The following is a 2,247-nucleotide window of genomic DNA, read 5'->3' on the forward strand; positions in this document are numbered from 1 at the left end:
ACGTAAACAAATATCAAGATCACAAAGACGTACATAGATCCTTGTTGGGCAAACCAAAATCCCAGTTTAAATCCGCCAATTTTAATGTCGTCCAATACCTCCTTAAATAAAATACCCGCTCCAAAGGAGACTACAAACCATATCGTTAACAGTATGGCAAGATACCTGAGGTTTTCTTTCCAGTATGCCTTTGCTTTTTTAGCCATCAAATACGATTAAAACTTCTTGAAAGTCCTTTTGTGACAACCCCCTTTTCCACTGATATAGGGATAGGATTGAAAGCCTTTCCTTTTTCTATGCTCAAAAGATAGTAAAAAGGATAAAGTCATGTTGTTTGGAGGTGATTTTGTGGAACGTCTCTATTTCAAAACAAAAACATTGTCAGATTAAAATAAGGGTCATGGATTCTTACAATTAAAAATGACCTAACACATTAATAATCAGAATATTTATCGTATTTTAAAGCTCCCCCGGTGAAAACTTTCCGGCTCACGTAGATCTGCTCCTAACCCGATGAGGATTTATGTTCCTGCTATAGAGGATTCAACAGTAACCTGTAACCCTTTAAAACCACTATAGCATGAAAACCAACAAACTAAATTTTTTAAAGACCTTTCTTGGGATGGCCCTGGCGGGCCTCTTTTTGATTTCGTATTCCTGTAGTCCTGAAACAGATTTGGATGTGCTGGAAAATCTTGAGAGTGTAAATGCATCTGCAAAAAAGAGCGAGGAGGAAGCGAGAAAGAAAAGGCCCTGGAAAATTCGGAGTTCAGGAAGTTTTGAAGCAACCGGACCATCTTTGTTTTGCGATGATCCCACAAAACCACTTCAAATTCTTCTGGAAGGTGACGGAAATGCCTCTCATCTGGGACTGTACGAGGTTGACATCACATGGTGTACGGATGGGAACCCTGGCGGGCCAAATAACTTTATAGACGGCACCCTAACAGCAGCTAACGGTGATCTTGTTAATTTTATTTCCCTACAATTTAATGGGGAATCTGTGGATTACCAAGTAACCGGAGGAACGGGACGTTTCGAAGGAGCAGATGGCCAGTTTACCCTGTTCACCACTGAATTTATCCTTGAAGTCGGGGAAAACGGGTTGCCTTTTGGCATCTACGCTAACGAGGGTGGGGGATATATTATTTATTAGCCCACTTCGCCTGTGTATTCACTAAGGTGATTTTATTAAATAAATACCTCACGTGTTCTGTGAAACCTGAAAAGCCTTCCGTATTGGAAGGCTTTTTTTTGTGGGTCTGCCTGGGTTCGCAGGAAAAGTAGGACCGCTTCTGCAAATAAGGTGCCGCGCAGGGAATAGGCCCGGCGGACCCTTTGCGGCCAGGAACCTGCCAATATGTTGGGCTTAATAGAAAGAAGTCTTATAGCGACCAGTCCAAACTTGCGCGACTCAAAGCTGGTATTGGGGTTTATAACTACTTACTTCTTTCCCTAACCACTTGATCCTAACCCTACCACACTGACCGGGATCATTGTGTTTCCTTCTGTTGGGGACTAACTTTATCTACCCAAATTAGGTAATTCTTAAAAAACATAGCCATGAGACTTTTTAAGAGGATTCTCCTCATACTTCCGGTTTTATTTCTAGTCCTTACCTGTTCCAAAGATGACGATCCCGAAATGTTCGTCCTATCGGTTACAATAACCCCTGAAGAGGGAGGAAGCGTCTCCCCTGACGGGGGTGCTTTCGATGATGGTGCCATGGTCACCCTGACAGGAACTCCTTCCGAAGGATATATTTTTAAAGAATGGATGGGAGATCTCAAAAGTACCGAGAACCCCATATCTGTTTCCATGAATTCCGATATGAATGTTACCCTTGTCTTTGTAAAATCCGATGGGGATAACGATGGAGTTCCCGATGATCTCGACGACTGTCTGAATACCCCGCAAGGTGAAGATGTGGATGCAAATGGATGTTCCGCTTCCCAGACCGATACGGACGGGGATGGGGTTTTTGATAGTACAGATACCTGTCCAGATACTCCTCAAGGCGAGGTCGTAGATGAAACCGGATGCTCCGATTCCCAGAAGGACACAGACGGCGATGGGGTTACTGATAATATAGATGACTGCCCAAATACCCCGGAGGGAGAAGATGTCAATGAAGAGGGATGTCCGCTTTCGCCCCCAATTTATCTTGATGAAAATGGAGTCACTATCAAAGCTTATGAATGGAGTCAGGTGGGTCAGACAGGCATAATCAACGGGGTAGTCTATACC

3 protein-coding genes are annotated in these 2,247 nt (G+C 43.4%); 2 read left to right on the forward strand and 1 reads right to left on the reverse strand.

The features are described from left to right. Positions 1–206, reverse strand: a 206-nt coding sequence (locus WBV75_RS09045) for a DUF4212 domain-containing protein (RefSeq protein ID WP_424120301.1), incomplete at its 3' end; no start/stop codon positions are given. A 374-nt stretch (positions 207–580) separates the two neighbouring features. Here WBV75_RS09045 and WBV75_RS09050 point away from each other — a divergent pair. Together WBV75_RS09050 and WBV75_RS09055 are read left to right on the forward strand one after the other, a co-directional pair. After that, the gene (locus WBV75_RS09050) at positions 581–1,156 is read left to right on the forward strand and encodes a hypothetical protein (RefSeq protein ID WP_424120302.1); all 576 of its coding nucleotides are present in this window, start codon (positions 581–583) and stop codon (positions 1,154–1,156) included. 407 nt (positions 1,157–1,563) lie between these two features. Further along, on the forward strand, positions 1,564–2,247 hold a 684-nt coding region (locus WBV75_RS09055), incomplete at its 3' end, for an InlB B-repeat-containing protein (RefSeq protein ID WP_424120303.1).

Origin of the sequence: Robiginitalea sp. (assembly GCF_049588695.1) — a bacterium.
Taxonomy (GTDB): Bacteria; Bacteroidota; Bacteroidia; order Flavobacteriales; family Flavobacteriaceae; genus Robiginitalea.

Bases quoted from the DNA above. Each gene is read 5' to 3' on its own strand.
- WBV75_RS09050 (WP_424120302.1), top strand. From the start codon at position 581: ATGAAAACCAACAAACTAAATTTTTTAAAGACCTTTCTTGGGATGGCC.